Annotated in this window: 12 protein-coding genes; 6 read left to right on the top strand and 6 right to left on the bottom strand. The window is 72.7% G+C overall.

The window, feature by feature from the left end:
• Positions 1-40: 40 nt before the first annotated feature.
• The 3 genes from fdhD to AMO33_RS13530 form a co-directional block, all read right to left on the bottom strand.
• Positions 41-880: a formate dehydrogenase accessory sulfurtransferase FdhD gene (gene fdhD, locus AMO33_RS13540; protein WP_060592832.1), complete on the bottom strand. Its 840-nt coding sequence runs from the start codon at positions 878-880 to the stop codon at positions 41-43.
• On the bottom strand, positions 877-3186 hold the full coding sequence (locus AMO33_RS13535; RefSeq protein WP_060592831.1) for an FdhF/YdeP family oxidoreductase: 2310 nt from the start codon (positions 3184-3186) through the stop codon (positions 877-879). Before AMO33_RS13535 ends, fdhD begins: the two co-directional genes overlap by 4 nt.
• A 79-nt stretch (positions 3187-3265) precedes the next feature.
• Positions 3266-5839 (bottom strand): FHA domain-containing protein, encoded by a 2574-nt coding sequence (locus AMO33_RS13530; RefSeq protein WP_060592830.1) that lies wholly within the window; start codon positions 5837-5839, stop codon positions 3266-3268.
• A gap of 418 nt (positions 5840-6257) precedes the next feature.
• On the opposite strand from AMO33_RS13530, the gene AMO33_RS13525 reads away from it, so the two are divergent.
• The gene (locus AMO33_RS13525) at positions 6258-6785 is read left to right on the top strand and encodes a GNAT family N-acetyltransferase (protein ID WP_240327516.1); all 528 of its coding nucleotides are present in this window, start codon (positions 6258-6260) and stop codon (positions 6783-6785) included.
• 26 nt (positions 6786-6811) lie between these two features.
• Here AMO33_RS13525 and AMO33_RS13520 read toward each other — a convergent pair whose 3' ends face one another.
• Positions 6812-8356, bottom strand: coding sequence for a glycerol-3-phosphate dehydrogenase/oxidase (locus tag AMO33_RS13520; protein ID WP_060592829.1), 1545 nt, complete (start codon positions 8354-8356; stop codon positions 6812-6814).
• Between the two features lie 79 nt (positions 8357-8435).
• Positions 8436-9080 (bottom strand): TetR/AcrR family transcriptional regulator, encoded by a 645-nt coding sequence (locus AMO33_RS13515; RefSeq protein WP_060592828.1) that lies wholly within the window; start codon positions 9078-9080, stop codon positions 8436-8438.
• Between the two features lie 95 nt (positions 9081-9175).
• Here AMO33_RS13515 and AMO33_RS13510 point away from each other — a divergent pair, with 95 nt between their 5' ends.
• Both AMO33_RS13510 and AMO33_RS13505 read left to right on the top strand, forming a co-directional pair.
• Positions 9176-10750: an FAD-binding oxidoreductase gene (locus AMO33_RS13510; protein ID WP_060592827.1), complete on the top strand. Its 1575-nt coding sequence runs from the start codon at positions 9176-9178 to the stop codon at positions 10748-10750.
• Complete coding sequence (locus AMO33_RS13505) at positions 10750-11706, top strand: diacylglycerol kinase family protein (RefSeq protein WP_060592826.1); 957 nt, start codon at positions 10750-10752, stop codon at positions 11704-11706. Before AMO33_RS13510 ends, AMO33_RS13505 begins: the two co-directional genes overlap by 1 nt.
• A gap of 28 nt (positions 11707-11734) precedes the next feature.
• On the opposite strand, the gene AMO33_RS13500 is transcribed toward AMO33_RS13505, so the two are convergent.
• The gene (locus AMO33_RS13500) at positions 11735-12388 is read right to left on the bottom strand and encodes an AAA family ATPase (RefSeq protein ID WP_060593479.1); all 654 of its coding nucleotides are present in this window, start codon (positions 12386-12388) and stop codon (positions 11735-11737) included.
• Between the two features lie 579 nt (positions 12389-12967).
• On the opposite strand from AMO33_RS13500, the gene AMO33_RS13495 reads away from it, so the two are divergent.
• The 3 genes from AMO33_RS13495 to AMO33_RS13485 all read left to right on the top strand — a co-directional run bounded on the left by AMO33_RS13495 (position 12968) and on the right by AMO33_RS13485 (position 17557).
• Entirely contained in the window at positions 12968-15649 is a 2682-nt protein-coding gene (locus tag AMO33_RS13495; RefSeq protein ID WP_060592825.1) for a valine--tRNA ligase, read from the top strand.
• 107 nt (positions 15650-15756) lie between these two features.
• The gene (gene folC, locus AMO33_RS13490) at positions 15757-17127 is read left to right on the top strand and encodes a bifunctional tetrahydrofolate synthase/dihydrofolate synthase (protein WP_060593478.1); all 1371 of its coding nucleotides are present in this window, start codon (positions 15757-15759) and stop codon (positions 17125-17127) included.
• A gap of 19 nt (positions 17128-17146) precedes the next feature.
• The gene (locus AMO33_RS13485) at positions 17147-17557 is read left to right on the top strand and encodes a DUF4233 domain-containing protein (protein WP_011207880.1); all 411 of its coding nucleotides are present in this window, start codon (positions 17147-17149) and stop codon (positions 17555-17557) included.
• Positions 17558-17563: the final 6 nt, after the last annotated feature.

Below are 17563 nucleotides of genomic sequence, written 5' to 3'. Positions count from 1 at the left end.
CGCCCGGCCCGGCGGGGAATGCGGGCCGGGCGCGCCCGGATCAGGCGGTCCGGGTACCGGCGGAGACGCTGCGCAGCCGGTGCGCGCCGCTGTAGACGTTCATCGTCTCGCCGCGCAGGAAGCCCACCAATGTCAGTCCGGCCTCCTCGGCCAGATCGACCGCCAGCGAGCTCGGCGCCGAGACCGCGCCCAGGATCGGGATCCCGGCCATCACCGCCTTCTGCACCAGCTCGAACGAGGCGCGGCCGCTGACGATCAACACCAGCTCGTGCGCCGGGACCCGGTTCTCCCGCAGCGCCCAGCCGATCACCTTGTCCACCGCGTTGTGCCTGCCGATGTCCTCGCGCACCGCCAACGGGGTGCCGTCGACGGTGAACAGTCCCGCCGCATGCAGCCCGCCGGTCGCCTGGAACACCGACTGCCTGGCCCGCAAGGTCGCCGGCAGGTCAGCCAGTACGTCCGCGGCGAGGGTCACGCCGTGCGCGGGCAGCGGAAACCGGGTGACCGCCCGTACCTCGTCCAGCGCGGTCTTGCCGCACAGCCCGCACGCCCCGGTGGTCAGCACGTGCCGGGTGCGCACCGGCACCGGGCGGCGCAGTTCGACGTCGAGCACATTGTAGGTGTTGCGGCCCTGCTCGTCGGTGCCCGCGCAGTAGCGGGCCGAGACCACGTCCTCGGCGGCGCCGATCATGTTCTCGCTCAGCAGGAATCCGTGGACCAGGTCGATGTCGTTGCCCGGGGTGCGCATGGTGACGGTGAGCGATTGCCCGCCGATGCGGATCTCCAGCGGTTCCTCCACCGCCAGGGTGTCCTGGCGGCGGATCTCGCCGGCGGGGGTCAGCCGCACCACCCGGCGGCGGGCGGTCACGCGCCCACTCACGCCGGTGCCTCCGCGTGCACGTGCGGTTCGAGCCGGATCGTGACGGCCTTGGAGACCGGGGTGTTGGAACGCTCGGCGACGTGGTCGAGCGGGACCAGCGGATTGGTCTCGGGGTAGTAGGCCGCCGCGTTGCCGCGAGGGGTGGAGTAGGCGACCAGGCGGAAGCCGCGCACGCGGCGCTCGACGCCGTCGGTCCATTCCGAGACCAGGTCGACCAGGTCGCCGTCGGTGAACCCGAATTCGGCGATGTCGGCGGGGTGCACCAGCACCACCTTGCGGCCGTTGTGGATACCGCGGTAGCGGTCGTCGAGACCGTAGATGGTGGTGTTGTACTGGTCGTGGCTGCGCAGGGTCTGCAGCACGAGCCTGCCCTCGGGCACCGGCACCCAGGTGAGCTCGTTGACGGCGAAGTTGGCTTTGCCGGTACCGGTGCGGAACTCGCGCTGGTCGCGCGGTGGGTGGGGCAGCACGAAGCCGTTGCGCTGCCGGACCCGGACGTTGTAGTCGGCGCAGCCGGGCACGACCCGGGCGATCGCGTCGCGGATGGTGTCGTAGTCGTCACGGAACCGGGCCCACGGCACCGGGTGCTCGGGCCCGAACAGCGCCAGCGCCAGCTCGCACACGATCGCGACCTCGCTGCGCAGGTGCTCGCTCACCGGCCGCAACCGGCCGGTGGACAGGTGCACCATCGACATCGAGTCCTCCACCGACACCTGCTGGCGCACCCCGCCGCGGATGTCCTCGTCGGTGCGGCCCAGGGTCGGCAGGATCAACGCGGTGCGACCGTGCACGACATGGCTGCGGTTGAGCTTCGTCGACACCTGCACGGTGAGCGAGCAGCTGCGCAATGCCGCCTCGGTGACCTCGGTGTCGGGGGTGGCGGAGACGAAGTTGCCGCCCATGCCGACGAACACCTTGGCCCGGCCCGCGCGCATGGCGCGGATCGCTTCGACGGTGTCGTAGCCGTGCTTGCGCGGGCTGGTGATGGCGAACTCGCGGTCGAGGGCATCGAGGAATGACTCGGGCATCTTCTCCCAGATGCCCATCGTGCGGTCGCCCTGCACGTTGGAGTGCCCGCGCACCGGGCACAGGCCGGCGCCGGGCTTGCCGATCATGCCGCGCATCAGCAGCAGGTTGGTGGCCTCCTCGATGGTGGCGACGGCGTGCTTGTGCTGGGTCAACCCCATCGCCCAGCAGACGATCACGCGCTCGGCCTTGGCGAGCAGCCCGGCCGCGTGATGCAACTGTTCGTGGGTCAGGCCGGTCGCGGTCCGCACGGTGTCCAGATCGACCTGCCTGAGGTGCTTTTCGTAGGCGGCGAAGCCCGCGCAGTCGCGTTCGACGAACTCGCGGTCGACGACGGTGCCGGGCGCGTGGTCCTCGGCCTCGAGCAGCAGCCTGCCCAAGCCCTGGAACAACGCCATGTCGCCGCCGAGGCGGATCTGCAGGAAGTCGTCCGCCAGATCCACCCCCGTGGTCAGCCCGCGCACCGTCTGCGGGTCGCGGAAACCGAGCAGGCCGGTCTCGGGCAGCGGGTTCACCGCGACGATCCGCGCACCGTTGGCCTTCGCGCCGGCCAGCGCGCTGAGCATGCGCGGATGGTTGGTGCCCGGGTTCTGGCCCGCGACGATGATCAGGTCGGCCCGGGCGAAATCGTCGATGGTGACCGAGCCCTTGCCGATGCCGATCGACCCGATCAACGCCGTGCCGGACGACTCGTGGCACATGTTGCTGCAATCGGGCAGGTTGTTCGTGCCGAAACTACGCACCAGCAGCTGGTAGAGGAAAGCGGTCTCGTTGGCGGTGCGGCCGGAGGTGTAGAAGACGGCTTCGTCGGGGGAGTCCAGCGCGCGCAGCTCCGCGGCGATCAGGCGGTATGCCTCGTCCCAGCCGATCGGCTCGTAATGCGTGCCGCCGGGGCGCAGCACCATCGGGTGGGTGAGCCTGCCCTGCTGACCCAGCCAGTACCCGGACTTCCCGGCCAGCTCGGCGACCGGATGCGCGGCGAAGAACTCCGGGGTGACGGTCCGCAGCGTCGCCTCCTCGGCCACCGCCTTGGCGCCGTTCTCGCAGAACTCCGCGGGCCTGCGATGCCCACTCGGCTCCGGCCAGGCACACCCCGGACAGTCGAAGCCGTGCGCCTGGTTCACCCGGGTCAAGGTGCGCGCCGTACGTAGCACACCCATCTCCTCCACCGAGCGCTTGAGCGCCACGGCGACCGCGGTGACACCCGCGGCCTGCTCCTTCGGCGGCGAGACGGTCAGCGCGGACTCGTCGATGTCCTCGGTCGGCCCCTTACGATGCATGCGTTCATTGTCCTCTCCGGACGGGTGGGACTCGCGGTGATCCCACCCGATGCATCGTAAACAGACCGGCCGGTCGCACTCAGTAGCGGCGCGGGAACGCCGCCAGCGGCCGGGTGGCGGGCCGGTGCGTGAGGATCTTCTGGCCGATGCGCAGCCGCCAGCCCGGCGGCAGCTCCACCGGCGAGGAACCGACCCGGGTCCACTGGTCGCTGCCCGGACCGGCGAGGAAGGTGCCCGCCGGGGTGCCCGCATCGCGCACCAGCACCCGTCCGCCGTCGAGGGTGACGTGGGCGTGTACCCGGGAGACGTGCCGGTCCCGTGGCAGCGTGAGCGGCGCCGCCAGCCCGTTGCGCACGGCCTCGTCGCCGGACGGGTTGCGTCCGACCACGTACGCGCGGTCCAGCGGGTAGATGACGTCTTCGAAGATCAGCGCCCCGGGCGGCTCGGCCGCGCTCTGCGGACGCAGCGGAACCACCCGGCCCCACCGGTCGGGCTGCGGGGCGAACGGCGCGGGCCGGGCCGGCTCCTCGACCTCCGACCAGGCCAGCGGCATCACCTTCGTGGCGGGCTTCGGCGCGTCCTCGGGCCGGTCGGTGTCCTCGGACAGGGCGTCGAAGCCCGCGGGCGCGGTGGCGGGCAGGTCGGCGGTGCTGGGGTTGTCCGGTGCCGGCGGCTCGGGACCGGGACGATCGCCGGGACCGAGGAAGACGGTGGGGCCCGGTTCGGCAGGCGTCGGTCGGTCCGCCGTGGTCGCCTGCCCCGTCGCTGGCCGCTGGGCGGATCCGGTGTTCCCCGTCGCTCCGGGCAGGGCGGGCTGCGCCTGGGTGCGGGCTGCGGTGGGAGCGGGGTAGCGGGTCCGGGTCGCCTCGGACGAGGTCGGGGCGGGACGGTCCGGGACCGGCGCGGGACGGGGTCCGGCGCCCGCGGTCGAATCGGCCGTGCCGGCCGGGGTGTTCGTCCGGTCCGTCGTGCCGGGCGTACCCGCCGCCGCGGTGGGCCCGGACGACGGCGCCGAGGGGGACTCGGCCTGCGCTACGTCGGCGGGGCGCGTCCCGGAGCCGGGGGCATCCGTGGTCAGGGCGGGGGTGGGGCGGGTCGCGTGGCCCGGTCGGTCTGGATGGGTAGATCCCTGACCGAGGGGGACGGCGTGGGGTGGTCCGTCCGGTGCCGGGGCGGTCGGGGGCGTGGTTCCGGTGGTGATGTCGGGGCGGCTCGTGGCGGCAGGTCGTTCACCGAGGGCGGTGTCACGGGGTGCTTCGGCCGTGTCCGGGGCGGTCCCGAGCGTGCCACCGGTGGCGTTGTCGGACCCGGTTGTGGCGGGCGTGCGGTGATCGTCGGCGGTGTCGGCGATTCGTCCGCCCGTGCTCGCGCTGCTGGGGCTCGGGCTGGGACTCGTGCTGCCCGCGCTGGTGGCTGTGCCCGTGCCGGTGCTGCCCGCGCTCGTGCTGCTGGTGTTCGTGCTCGTGCCGGCGCCGTTGTCGTCGGCGGTGCCGGGGCTGGTACCGGCAGCATTGCCGCCGTCGCCGTCGCCGTTGCTGGCGTCGGTGTCGTTGCCTGCGTCGTTGCCGTCGTTGCCGTCGTTGCCGCCGTTGCCGTCGTTGCCGTTGCCGGCGGCGGTGCCGTTGTCGGTGTGCGCGGCGGCGCTGGTGTCGGTAGTGGCGCGCGCGCCCGAGTCCCCGCCGGTACCGGAGAGATTTGTGCCGGCGGTGGACGTAGCCGCGGTGCTCATGCCAGAGGCGGGCGGGGTGGTCGCTCCGGGTTCGGCGGGGGTCGTGGGGCTTGCGCCCCGTGCGGATCCGGCGGTGGCGGGGATTCGCGGTGTTGCGGTGGAGCGTCCGTCGCGGGATTCCGCGGGGGTTCCGTCCGAGGTGGCCGGGGCTTCGGCGGTGGGTGCGGGGGAGTTCGGTCCGGGGTCACCCGCCGCGGGAACGGCCGCGGAGCCCACGCGCTCGAAGCCGGAGACACCCGGGCGTAGTGCCGCGGCGCGCCAGTTCGCCGATGCGCCCGGTCGCCGGACCGGCAAGCCGGGCGCTCCGGCGATTCCGCTCGCCCGATCACCGGTGGAGACCGCCCCGGCTGCCACGGGGCGGCCCGTGGCGGGCGAATCCGGGCGGGGGAGTGCGGGGGCGGCGCCGGGCGCGGAGGTGGCAGCGCCCGACGTCGGGGTGACCGGGTCGGTCCGGCGGACGCCGACGCGCAGTTCGAAGGCGGCACCGGGGACGATGCCCGCGCGGAGGTCGGTGTGCGGGTGCACGGCGGGCCAGGCGCCGGTGTCCCGCCCGACGAGGATTCGGCGGACGGGTTCGCGCACGATCTCGTCCACCCAGGTGAACGCGCGCGCACCGGAGAGGTCGCGGGCGCCCTCGGCGCCGTGGATCCGGGCGCGGACCGGGCCGCGGAGCAGGATGACGGTGCCGTCCTCGGTGGGGGCGACCACGCCGAACGCCGGGGGCTCGGCGCCGCCGCCGAACACGACACCGGCCAGCCGCCTGGCGATGGCCGCGCCCGGATGCGGGCCATCGGATTCGGCCTCGACGGCATCGAGAATCCGCTCGCCCGAATCGCTTTCGGCGAGGTAGACCAGCGCCGCGCCGAAGCGTGCGATCAGTCCCTCACCCGGTGCGATGCCTACCGTCGACGGGCTCTTACCCACCCGGCAACCTCCTTCTCCGCGCGCCAACGGCGTCCAGGATAGAGACTTTCGCGCACTCCGGCCGCCCGTCGGCCGAGATCGGTCATACCGGACCGGGATCAGCGTGCGAGGACCGGTCTCGCGACGAATTTTCCGACCGCACAAGCTGTTTCCGGCACCGGATGCGCGTATCCGATGGTGCCGGGACCGAACCAGGTTGTGTCACCGACCACTTCGCCTGCGTGAAGGTAAGCGAACGTACCTGCGCGTTCCCGATCGGCGGGTGGGCAACCCCGAGGGGCCCGGTGGCTTTCCCCGGCGACGGCGCGTGCGGCGGCCGGGTGTCAGCCCCCTGGACAGGGGTTTCCTCGAGTGGTGGCTGTCGGCCCGCGGCCGGGCTGGTGCGGGTGGCCGAGAGCGCGAGGTTCACACTGAGTGCGTGGTGTCTATCAGAGCGGCCGTCGAGGCCGACCTTTGCGTTCTCCAGGACATCGAACGGGCGGCCGGGAAACCGTTCGCCGACGTGGGCATGACGGAAGTCGCCGAGGACGAACCACCCACTCTCGCGACCCTGCGCGAATATCTGGCGGAGGATCGGGCCTGGGTGTGCGTCGACGCGAGCGACCGCCCGATCGGCTACCTGGTGCTCGACCTCGTCGACGGCAACGCCCACATCGACCAGGTGTCGGTGCACCCCGACCACAGCGGCCACCGGCTCGGCAAGCAGCTGATCGACCATGCCGTCGCGTGGGCCCGCGACCACGGGCTGCCCGCCGTCACCCTGACCACCTTCGTCGATGTGCCGTGGAACGGTCCCTACTACGCCCGGCTCGGCTTCCGCGCACTCACCGCGGAGACCGAGACGCCCGGCCTACGCGCCCTCCGCGCCGCCGAGGCCGCGCACGGCCTGGACCGCTGGCCGCGCCAATGCATGCGCGCCGACGTCGCCACCTGGACCTTCGGCTGAGCGGCCGGAGGCGGTAGCCCCGTCGCCTACCCCTCGAATGCCGCGGTGGCGGCCGCCAGGGCGGCGGCGCGGTCGGCGGCGACCAGGCCGATGCGGGTGCGGCGGTCCAGCAGGTCGTCGGGGGTGAGGGCGGCCTCGTGGCTGCGGGCGAAGGCGAACTCGGCGGCGGTGACGTCGAGGCCGGGGGCGACCGGCTCGCGCAGCGCGGGGTCGCGCTCGCCGAGGGCGAGGATCTGCGGCGCCTCGCTGCCGTAACGGTCGACGAGCAGCGGCGGTGCGGCGATGCGGTCGCGCGCCGCGCCGGCCACCGCGCCGACCAACGGCAGGGTGTGGGTGCGGCAGGGCCCGGCGGGGAGCCGGTATGCCCGCACCGCGGCGTCGACCACGTCCTGTGCCATCCGCCGATAGGTGGTGAGCTTGCCGCCGACGATGGTGAACACCCCCGACGGCGAGTGCAGGACGGCGTGCTCGCGCGAGATGTCGGCGGTGTTGCCGTCGCCGGTGCGCAGCAGCGGGCGCAGGCCCGCGTAGCGGCCGCGGATGTCGGCGCGGGTGAGGGGTTCGCGCAGGGCGGGGTTGACGGTGTCGAGCAGGAAGTCGACCTCGGCGTCGGTGGGCTGCGGTTCGTCGGGCACCGGTCCGGGCGCGTCCTCGTCGGTGAGTCCGAGGTAGACGCGGTTGTGCGCGGCGGGGAAGGCGAAGACGAAGCGGCCGACGCTGCCGGGCACGGGCACCGTCAGTGAGGCGGACAGGCCGGCGAAGGCCTCGGCCGCGAAGACGAGGTGGGTGCCGCGGCTGGGACGCAGGGAGATGCTCGGGTCGAGTTGATCCGCCCAGACGCCGGTCGCGTTGATCACGGCCTTCGCGGAGACGGTGAGGGTTTCGTCGGTCAGGGTGTCGCGCAGGACGGCCGAGTCACCGGTGATCGCCTCGGCCGCCACCCGGGTGAGGACCAGCGCGCCGTGCGCGGCCGCGGTCCTGGCCAGCGCGACGACCAGGCGCGCGTCGTCGACCAGCTGCCCGTCCCAGGCCTGCAGGCCGCCGCGCAGCCCGGCGCGCCGCACGGTGGGGGCCAGCCGCAGGGCCTCGGCGGCGGCCACCCGGCGGGCGCGCGGCAGGGTCGCGGCGGGTGTGCCCGCGCTGCGGCGCAGTGCGTCGCCGGCGAGGAAGCCCGCGCGGATCAGCGCCTGTTGGGCGCGGCCGATCCCGGGCAGCAACGGCACCAGCTGCGGTAGCGGACGCACCAGGTGGGGGGCCACGGTGCCGAGCAGGATGCCGCGCTCGATCGCGCTCTCCCGCGCGATGCCGACCCGGCCGCCGGCCAGATACCGCAGTCCGCCGTGCACGAGTTTGGAACTCCACCGGCTCGTGCCCCACGCCAGGTCGTGCCGCTCCACCAGCACGGTCCGCAGTCCGCGCGAGGCGGCGTCGAGTGCCGCGCCCGCACCGGTCACGCCGCCGCCGACCACCAGCACGTCGACCGTGCCGAGATCGCCGAGCTGGTGCAGCTCCCGCGTCCTGCGCGCGGCGTCGAGCGCCGAATTCCCGTATCGCTCTGGGTGGTTGGTCATCGCACTGCCTCTCCGGCGGCGCTACCGCGCACGCCTGCTCGCTCCGGGAGCCGCGACCGCGACCCGCCGGTGCACCCGGTCATGAATCCGCCCCGTCCGGCGCGAGGTAGCCCTCGATCGCGCGCCCGAGTTCCGCGTCGAGCCGATCGGCGGGGAGCAGCCCGGCCACGGTGCCCGCCGACTGCACGGCCGACTGGGCGATGAGCAGCAGCATCGCCGCCAGCTGCACCGGCTCGCCCGGGCGGATCGACCCGTCCGCCTGGCCCGCCCTGATACCCGCCGCGAACAGGTCGATCAGGGCGCGCTGGTTGCGGCCGAGCCTGCCGAAGACGTAGGTGAGCATCAGGTCGGTATCGGTGCGGAAGATCTTGGCGAACAAGGGATTCTCGCGGATGCGAGCCGCGCCCGTGACCACCGAGCCGACCAGGCGCGCCCGGCCGTCGCCGGCGACGGGGGTGGTGGCGTCGAGGATCTCGCGCAGTTCGCGCACCAGCAGTTCGGCGACCAGCGAGCCGGTGTCGGGCCAGCGCCGGTACACGGTCGGCCTGCTGACGCCCGCGCGGCGCGCGACCTCGGTGAGGGTGGTGCGGCGCACGCCGAACTCCGCCACGCAGGCGCGGGCGGCGTCGAAGATCGCCGCGTCGATGGGCGAGAGCTCAGTGGGCGAGCGATCGGGGTCGGGGTCGGGCACGGAGTTCACCACCGGAAGATTACTGCTTGACATTCTATGTAAGACTGTAACGCATGGCTGAGACGCAGGACACCGGCGCGGACCGCATTCGCCCGGCGAATTCCGGCACGCCCGAGCGGGCGACGAGTATGGTGTGGGACGCCTGGGGCGATCCGGCCGGGCGTCAGCCCCTGTCGGATCAGATCCGTGGCCTGCTGAAGCAGGTGTTCGGAGTGTCGGGTGAGGCGGTGGCGCGCCGCGATGAGGGTGACGTGCCACTGCGCCCGTCGGCGTTGACACCGCACCAGCGGGACGGCTTGGCGGCGGTGGTCGGGGCCGACGGGATCAGCACCGACCACCGCGACCGGCTCCGGCATGCCGGCGGCAAGAGCACCCTGGATCTGCTGCGCCGCCGCGCCGATGAACCCCAGGACGCTCCCGACGCCGTCGTCTTCCCCGCCGACCACGACACGGTGCTCGCGGTGCTCGCCCACTGCGCCGAGCACGGCATCGCCGTGGTGCCCTTCGGTGGCGGCACCAGCGTGGTGGGCGGCGTCGATCCGGTGCGCGGCCGTTTCCCCGTCGTCGTCGCCCTCGACCTGCGTCGCCTCGACGCGCTGCTCGACGTCGATCCGGTCAGCGGTACCGCGACCTTCGGCGCCGGTGTCACCGGGCCCCGCGCGGAAGAACTGCTTGCCGCGCACGGACTCTCGCTCGGGCACTTCCCGCAGAGTTTCGAGTTCGCCAGCATCGGCGGATTCGCCGCCACCCGCTCCTCCGGCCAGGCCTCCGCGGGCTACGGCCGCTTCGACGACATGGTCCAGCGTCTGCGGATCGCCACCCCGAGCGGGCCGCTCGAGCTCGGCCGCGCGCCCGCCTCGGCCGCCGGACCCGACCTGCGCGAACTGTTCCTCGGCTCCGAGGGCACCCTCGGTGTGATCACCGAAGTGGCCGTGCGGGTGCATCCACGGCCGGACAGCGTGGTGTACCGAGCCTGGTCGTTCCCCGACTTCGCCACCGGCGCGGCCGCACTGCGCGCGGTCGTGCAGGCGGGCGCGGCGCCGACGGTGCTGCGCCTGTCCGACGAGGCGGAGACGGGCCTGAACCTGGCCCGATCCCGCGACGTCGGCGGCGAACCCGTGCAGGGCTGCCTGGCGGTGACCACCTTCGAAGGCAGCGCCGCGCACACCGCGGCGCGCAGTGCCGAGGCCGACGCGGTGCTGCGCGCGGCGGGCGGGCGCGACCTGGGCCCCGACCCCGCCGCCCAATGGGAGCACGGCCGCTTCGCCGCACCCTACCTGCGCGACAGCCTGCTCGACGTCGGCGTGCTGTGCGAAACCCTGGAGACCGCGACCACCTGGTCGAACATCGCCGCGCTCAAGACCGCGGTCACCGCCGCGCTCACCGACTCGCTCGCCGGGCAGGGCACCCCGCCGCTGGTCATGTGCCACATCTCGCACACCTACCCGACCGGCGCGTCCCTCTACTTCACCGTCGTCGCCAAGCAACTCGATGACCCCATCGCCCAATGGCAGGCCGCCAAGACCGCCGCGGGCGAGGCGATCGTGGCCACGGGTGGCACCATCACCCATCACCACGCGGTCGGCACCGACCACCGGCCCTGGCTGCCCGACGAGATCGGGGAACTCGGTGTCCGGGTGCTGGCCGCGGTGAAACGGGAACTCGACCCCGCGGGCATCCTCAATCCTGGAAAACTGATCTGATGAGCGCCCGCGAAACCCCCGCCGTCCGTTCGGTGCTCGTGGTCGCCAACCGGCTCTCCGGGCAGGGCCGGGGGCACGACACCGCCGCGGCGGCCGTCGCCCGGCTCGCGGCGCGCGGGGTGGAGGTCACCGAGGTCCGCGCCGACTCCGCGGCCGAATCGGTGCGGCTGGTGCGCGACGCGCTGGCCGATCCGCAGGCCCGCCCGGGCGCGGTGGTCTGCGTCGGTGGCGACGGCCTGGTGTGTGTGCTGCTCGACGCGCTCGCGCACGCGGGCGTGCCGTTGGGTCTGGTGCCCAGCGGCACCGGCAACGATCTGGCCCGCGCGCTCGGCGTGCCCACCGACGACACCGCCGCGGCCGTCGATCTGCTGCTGCGCGGCCGCACGGCCGTGATGGACCTCGGACAGATCACCGCGCCCGGCGCCGCGCCCATGTGGTTCGCGACCGTGGCCGGTACCGGATTCGACGCGCGAGTGACCTTGCGCGCCAACCGGATGCGCTGGCCCCGGGGCCCGCTGCGTTACACCGTGGCGGCCCTGGCGGAGATCACCGGCGGCATCGGCTTGCCCTACCGCATCGAGCTGTCGGGCATCGCGCCCGGCGCGCTGGACAACCCCGCCGCCGACGGCGCCTTCGACACCGACGCGGTCATGGTCGCCGTCGGCAACACCCGGACCTACGGCGGCGGCATGCTCATCTGCCCCGACGCCGAATCCGACGACGGGCTGCTCGACGTCACCGTGGTGGGCGCGGTGTCGCGACTGGAGATGCTGCGCTTCCTGCCCGCGCTGTCGGCAGGCAAGCGGGTCGACCATCCCGCGGTGCGTCAGTACCGGGCCGCCGAGGTCACGCTGAGCTCACCGGGCGCGCCCGCCACCGCCGACGGCGAGCCGGCGGGCACCCTGCCGATCACGGCGCGGGCGGTACCGCGGGCGCTGACGGTGCTGGTGCCCTGAGCCGAACCACCTCCGGCCGCCGACCCGCTCAGGCGGTGGCCTCGCGGGCGGCCACGGACGGTGCGGCGTCCGAGTCGAATCGCACCTCCTGGACGCGGTTGATCGCGGCCCGGTCGACGATCACCACCGACGCGGCGACCGCGGGCGCGGCATCGGCCATCGCCGCGATCAGCTCGTCCCAGCGCCGGCAGTGCAGGGTGAAGAACAGCCCGTTGCTGCGCCTGCCGCGCGCGTACTGGCCGGCCCTGGCCACCGTCGGCGGCACATCGATCATGACGACGTGCAGGTCACGGCCCGCGGCCGCGGTCCAGCGGGCGATCAACCGCCTGCTCCAGGCGAAGGTGCCGCAATCGTGGATGATCACCGGCCCGTCCGCGGTGCGCAGCGCGCGGCGGATGGCGGTGTAGTGGGCGAGGTGCACGACCGGCCGCCACAGCGGATAGGGCAGCATGCGCAGCCGCGGTGTCAGGCGGTTGCGGGCGTGCAGCGAGTCGAGCACGACCGAGCCGGCCGGGCCGCGCGGCGGTCGCCGGTGATCGGCGGTGGAGCCGAACAGTTTTCGCAGCGCCGTGCTCTTCCCCGCCCCTGGCACGCCGGAGAACACCACGGCGGCCCGGGGTGGGTAGCGCAGCGCGCGGATCGCATGGTCGCGCAGATCGTGCACGGCCGCGGGTGTGAGCACGCCCGATCCGGCGACCGAGGTCATCGGTGCGGGGGAGTGCAGGGGTAGAGCATCGAGCGGGGGGTTCACCTCTTCCAGACTCCAGGCCACCGCCCGGTTCGGCAACAGGGAAAACCCTGATTTCCGCTGTGACTCCACCTGTGCCAACGGGTTTCGCCCGCGTCCGGGCGAGTTCTCCGTCGCGGCAAGGTCTTCCGCGGTGTGAGCGGGGTCGCAACCGGTCGCGCCGCGGTACCGAACGGACCGGCACACACGGGTGTTTCCCCTGGTCGTGAGCAGGCCGCGGTTGTGCTCGGCCACAGTCGGGACCGAGGGCGGCCTGGACGGATGACCAGGGTTTTCCAGCCCGCGGAACAGAAGCTGAGAATTGCTTGTGGATTCCGGATCCGGTCCCGGGGAGGCGGTAAGCTCTGGTCATAGGCGGAGTGTTCGGTGTCCCTCATCCACCGAAGGCTCCGCCTTCTTTTCTGCCCGGGTCTCCGCCCGGTTCGGGGCGCCCCGCCGATCGCGCGGACCACACCCGCGCGGAGGGGCCGGAGGGGGCCGATCGCGTCCGGCGCGGCCCGATAGGATCACGGAGTGACCAGCACAGCCCCTGACAACTCACGTAATCGTGCCGACGCCCTCCCCAAGAGCTGGGACCCCAGCGCGGTGGAGGCCGAGATGTACGAGCGCTGGGTATCGGCGGGCTACTTCACCGCCGACCCCGCCAGCGGCAAGCCGGCCTATTCGATCGTGCTGCCCCCGCCGAACGTCACCGGCACCCTGCACATGGGCCACGCGCTCGACCACACCCTGATGGACACCCTGGCCCGCCGCAAGCGCATGCAGGGCTACGAGGTGCTGTGGCTGCCGGGCATGGACCACGCGGGCATCGCCACCCAGACCGTGGTGGAGAAGCAGCTCGCCGTGGACGGCAAGACCAAGGAGGACTTCGGCCGCGAGCTGTTCGTCGAGAAGGTCTGGGACTGGAAGCGCGAATCCGGCGGCGCCATCCAGTGGCAGATGCGCGCGCTCGGCGACGGCGTCGACTGGAGCCGCGACCGCTTCACCATGGACGAGGGCCTCTCGCGCGCCGTGCAGACCATGTTCAAGCGGCTCTACGACGCGGGCCTGATCTACCGGGCCGAGCGACTGGTGAACTGGTCGCCGGAGCTGCGCACCGCGATCTCCGACATCGAGGTCAAGCACGAGGACGTCGAAGGCGAACTCGTCTCGCTGCGGTACGGCTCGCTCGACGACGACGAACCCCATGTCGTCGTGGCCACCACCCGCGTGGAGACGATGCTCGGCGACACCGCCGTCGCGGTGCACCCGGACGATCCCCGCTACCGGGACCTCATCGGCACCACCCTCGAGCACCCGATCACCGGGCGGCAGATCCCGATCGTCGCCGACGACTACGTCGATCCCGAATTCGGTTCCGGCGCGGTGAAGATCACCCCCGCCCACGATCCCAACGACTTCGAGATCGGCCTGCGGCACAACCTGCCGATGCCGACGATCATGGACGAGCGCGGCCGGATCGCGAACACCGGCACCGAATTCGACGGCATGGACCGGTTCGAGGCCAGGGTGAAGGTGCGCGAGCGGCTGGCCAGGGAGGGCCGGGTCGTCGCCGAGAAGCGGCCCTACATCCACAGCGTCGGGCATTCCGAACGCACCGGCGAGCCGATCGAGCCGCGCCTGTCGATGCAGTGGTGGGTCAAGGTCGAGGCGCTGGCCAAGGCGGCGGGCGACGCGGTGCGCAACGGCCAGGTCGTCATCCACCCGGCCAGTCAGGAACCGCGCTGGTTCGAGTGGGTCGACAACATGCACGACTGGACCATCTCGCGCCAGCTGTGGTGGGGCCACCGCATCCCGATCTGGTACGGCCCCGACGGCGAGGTCGTGTGCCTCGGCCCCGGCGAGACACCGCCCGAGGGCTGGGTGCAGGACCCCGACGTCCTCGACACCTGGTTCTCCTCGGGCCTGTGGCCGTTCTCCACGATGGGCTGGCCCGATGCCACCCCCGAGCTGACCAAGTTCTATCCGACCAGCGTGCTGGTGACCGGCTACGACATCCTCTTCTTCTGGGTCGCCCGGATGATGATGTTCGGCATGTACGTCGCCGAGGACCCGGCGCTGACCGCGGGCAAGGACCCCGGCCAGGTGCAGGTGCCGTTCAAGGACATCTTCCTGCACGGCCTGATCCGCGACCAGCACGGCAAGAAGATGTCGAAGTCGCGCGGCAACGGCATCGACCCGCTGGACTGGATCCGCTCCTACGGCGCCGACGCGCTGCGCTTCACCCTCGCCCGCGGTGCCCAGCCCGGCGGTGACCTCTCCGTCGGCGAGCCGCACGCGCTCGCCTCGCGCAGCTTCGTCACCAAGCTGTTCAACGCCACCAAGTTCGCGTTGCTCAACGGCGCCGCACCGGGCGAGCTGCCGGACCGGGGCAGCCTCACCGACGCCGACCGCTGGATCCTGGACCGGCTCGACGAGGTGCTCGCCGAGGTCGACGCCGCCTTCGACGCCTACGAATTCGGCAAGGCCTGCGAGGCGCTCTACCACTTCGCCTGGGACGAGCTGTGCGACTGGTACCTGGAACTGGCCAAGGTGCAGTTCGCCGCCGACGGCGCGCGGGCCGAATCGACCAGGACCGTGCTCGGCACCGTGCTCGACGCGGTGCTGCGCCTGCTGCACCCGGTGATCCCGTTCGTCACCGAGTCGCTGTGGCAGGCGCTGACCGGCGGCGAATCCGTGGTGGTCGCGGCCTGGCCGACCGCGAGCGGCGTCACCCCCGATGCCGACGCGGCCCGCCGCATCGCCGACGCGCAGCGCCTGATCACCGAGATCCGGCGCTTCCGCAGCGACCAGGGACTGGCCGACAAGCAGAAGGTGGCCGCCAAGCTGATCGGCGTCGACAGCGCCGAGCTCGGCGCGCTCGCGCCCGCGATCGCCGCGCTGGCCCGCCTCACCGAGGCAGGCCCCGACTTCGCGGCCACCGCCTCGGTGGAGGTGCGGCTCAGCGGCGCCACCGTCACGGTGGAACTGGACACCTCCGGGTCGGTGGACCTCGAGGCCGAGCGCAAGCGCCTGGAGAAGGATCTGGCCGCCGCCCAGAAGGAACTGGCCACCACCGAGGGCAAGCTGGGCAACGAGGCCTTCCTCGCCAAGGCGCCGGAGCAGGTGGTCGACAAGATCAGGACCCGCCGCGACGTCGCCGCCGTCGAGGTGGCGCGCATCGGGGCGCGGCTGGCCGAACTGGGCGCCCGGTGAGCGAGGACAGCGCACCGGGTGCCAACCCGGAACCGGAGCGGCAGTACCGCGACGACGGCACCGGCGCCCGGCTGGGCTCCGGGCCGTCGCCGGTCGAGCTGGCCGAGATGGCGCTGGTGGAAGCCGAACTCGACCAGCGGTGGCCGGAGACCAAGATCGAGCCCTCGCTCACCCGGATCGCCACCCTGATGGACCTGCTCGGCTCGCCGCAGCAGGCCTACCCGGCCATCCACATCGCGGGCACCAACGGCAAGACCTCGGTGACCCGGATGATCGATGCCCTGCTCACCGCGCTGCACCGGCGCACGGGCCGCATCATCAGCCCGCATCTGCAGCTGGCCACCGAGCGCATCAGCATCGACAACGCGCCGATCAGCCCGGCCAAGTACGTGGAGACCTACCGGGAGATCCAGCCCTACGTCGAGATGATCGACCAGCAGTCGGCCGCCGTGGGCGGACCGGCGATGAGCAAGTTCGAGGTGCTCACCGGCATGGCCTACGCGGCCTTCGCCGAGGCGCCGGTCGATGTCGCGGTGGTGGAGACCGGGATGGGCGGCACCTGGGACGCGACCAATGTCATCGACGGGCAGGTCGCGGTCATCACCCCCATCGGCCTGGACCACACCGAGTATCTGGGGCCCGATCTGGCGAGCATCGCCGGGGAGAAGGCGGGCATCATCAAGCGCGCGCCGGAGAGCCTGGTGCCGCGCGACACCGTCGCGGTGATCGCCCAGCAGGAGCCCGAGGCGATGGAGGTGCTGCTGCGCCGCGCCGTCGAGGTCGACGCCGCCGTCGCCCGCGAGGGCGCCGAGTTCACGGTGCTGAGCAGGCGCATCGCCGTCGGCGGGCAGCAGTTGGAGCTGCAGGGCCTCGGCGGGGTCTACGACGAGATCTTCCTGCCGTTGCACGGTGAGCACCAGGCCCGCAACGCGGTGCTGGCGCTGGCCGCGGTGGAGGCGTTCTTCGGCGCGGGCGCGCAGCGGCAACTCGACGTCGAGGCGGTCCGCGCGGGCTTCGCCGCGGTCGCCAGCCCGGGGCGGATGGAGCGGATGCGCAGCGCGCCGAGCATCTTCGTCGACGCCGCGCACAATCCGGCGGGGGCGCGCGCCCTGGCCACCACCATCAGCACCGAGTTCGACTTCCGCAAGCTCGTCGGAGTGATCGCCGTGCTCGGCGACAAGGACGCGGCCGGGATCCTGGAGGCGCTGGAGCCGGTGTTCGACGAGATCGTGGTGACCACCAACGGCTCACCGCGCGCGCTCGAGATCGACGCGCTGGCCGACCTGGCCGTGCAGCGGTTCGGCGACGAACGGGTCGTCACCGCCCAGACGTTGCCGGACGCGCTGGAAACCGCCATCGCGCTCGCCGAAGAGGTCGGTGAGAGCGGGGAGATGGTCTCCGGCGCCGGCGTGGTGGTCACCGGTTCGGTGGTCACCGCGGGGGCGGCTCGCGCGCTGTTCGGCAAGGACCCCGCGTGACGCGGCGAAAGGACACCCGATGAGTGAGGAACGCCCCGCGGACGTGCCCGCGCCGCCCGACCCGTGGAAGGGCCTGCGCGGCGTGATGGCGGGCACGCTGGTGCTCGAGTCGATCGTGGTGCTGCTCGCGCTGCCCGTGGTCGCCGACGTGGGCGGCGGCATCACCTGGTTCTCCGGCAGCTACCTGGTGATCCTGGCGCTGGCGATGATCCTCGGCGCCGGCTTGCAGGGCCGGTCCTGGGCGCTGGCGTTCAACCTCGGCCTGCAGGTGCTGGTGCTGCTCGGCGGGTTCATCCACCTCTCCATCCTCGTCATCGGGGTGGTATTCGTGCTGGTCTGGGCGTTCATCCTGATCCTGCGGCACGAGGTGAAGCGGCGGATGGACCGGGGGCTGCTGCCCAGTCAGCGGGTACGCCCCCAGGGCCGTTAGGCTGTG

It is taken from the genome of Nocardia farcinica (genome assembly GCF_001182745.1).
Taxonomy (GTDB): domain Bacteria; phylum Actinomycetota; class Actinomycetes; order Mycobacteriales; family Mycobacteriaceae; genus Nocardia; species Nocardia farcinica.
This window is presented reverse-complemented; position numbering and strand designations above follow the sequence as displayed.

Excerpts from the sequence above, each read along its gene's own strand:
- AMO33_RS13505 (WP_060592826.1), top strand. The coding sequence starts at position 10,750 with ATGAGCGCCCGCGAAACCCCCGCCGTCCGTTCGGTGCTCGTGGTCGCC.
- folC (WP_060593478.1), top strand. The coding sequence starts at position 15,757 with ATGGCGCTGGTGGAAGCCGAACTCGACCAGCGGTGGCCGGAGACCAAG.
- AMO33_RS13510 (WP_060592827.1), top strand. The coding sequence starts at position 9,176 with ATGGTGTGGGACGCCTGGGGCGATCCGGCCGGGCGTCAGCCCCTGTCG.
- AMO33_RS13485 (WP_011207880.1), top strand. The coding sequence starts at position 17,147 with ATGAGTGAGGAACGCCCCGCGGACGTGCCCGCGCCGCCCGACCCGTGG.
- AMO33_RS13515 (WP_060592828.1), bottom strand. The coding sequence starts at position 9,080 with ATGTCAAGCAGTAATCTTCCGGTGGTGAACTCCGTGCCCGACCCCGAC.
- AMO33_RS13520 (WP_060592829.1), bottom strand. The coding sequence starts at position 8,356 with ATGACCAACCACCCAGAGCGATACGGGAATTCGGCGCTCGACGCCGCG.
- AMO33_RS13535 (WP_060592831.1), bottom strand. The coding sequence starts at position 3,186 with ATGCATCGTAAGGGGCCGACCGAGGACATCGACGAGTCCGCGCTGACC.